Source organism: Streptomyces flavofungini, assembly GCF_041028215.1.
Taxonomy (GTDB): Bacteria; Actinomycetota; Actinomycetes; order Streptomycetales; family Streptomycetaceae; genus Streptomyces; species Streptomyces flavofungini_B.
On sequence record NZ_JASKYR010001368.1, the window covers coordinates 1 to 870 of the forward strand.

An 870-nucleotide genomic window follows, 5' to 3' on the forward strand; every position below is an offset into this window, starting at 1 on the left:
CGGACGGCCGCCTCCGCACCGCCCGCAGGCGGCCTCGGCCACCCGCCATCCGGGCCTGCCCCATCCGGCGTCGGCCAGCAGGGTGGCCCCGGCCCCGCAGCCGCACGGCGACAGGGTGGCGCGGCGCACCCGCTGCCTTGCGTACCGGTAGCCGCGCTCGAAGCGGATGTAGGCGCCGAGCACGCTCACTTCGAGCAGTACGGCGCCCCGGTGCTCGGCGGTGCACAGCAGCGCCTCGGCGGTGGCCCGGTCGTGCACGCAGTGGAAGCCGCAGTCGCAGCGGCGGTGCGGGGCGCTGTGCCGTCTGCCGTAGACGCAGCCCGCCCGGTCGAGCACTCCGTACGGCAGGCCCGCGCCGAGGGAGACGCCGGTGAACCCGGCCCGGGTGCCGTCGTGGGACAGCACCGGGCGGGCGATCTTGTATCCGGTCGGCGGCTCCTTCGGGCGTTCCTCGGGGAGCCGCAGCCTCACCGGGCCGCCGCGGCCCCGGCGGGGCGGGGTGCGGGGGCCGCGGAGCCGGGCGCGGGCGCCGCCTGCTCCTGTACCGGCTCCCTCTCCTCGGGCTCCTCGGGCAGATGTGCGTCGCGCGGCCGGGGCTGCTCCTCGGCGATTCCGGTGGCCAGTGCCTTGCCGAGCCTCATGACGCCTCCTAGGGACCGACTGTCTCAGACCGACTGTCCGGCCATGGTGGCCCGTACAAGGGCAAGTTGGCACCAGTGCCTGCCAACGGCCAGTCCCGAATCAGCCCTTCCGCCGCCCATCATCCAGTAGCACTGCTTACTGCAACAGCTAAGCAAATTTAAGTGGAGCTTCACCGTCAGCACACCGAGACTGACCACATGACTCCCGCGCTCCCGCACGCCTCCGCCC

The 870-nt window shown here is 73.7% G+C and carries 1 protein-coding gene and 1 pseudogene; both read right to left on the bottom strand.

Going from position 1 to position 870, the window contains the following annotated elements; translation table 11 throughout:
- Positions 1 to 471: pseudogene (locus AB8Z36_RS41105) on the bottom strand (hypothetical protein); the annotation flags it as partial.
- Complete coding sequence (locus AB8Z36_RS41110; RefSeq protein ID WP_369218440.1) at positions 468 to 641, bottom strand: hypothetical protein; 174 nt, start codon at positions 639 to 641, stop codon at positions 468 to 470. The gene AB8Z36_RS41110 and the pseudogene AB8Z36_RS41105, both read right to left, overlap by 4 nt.
- Positions 642 to 870 lie beyond the last annotated feature (229 nt).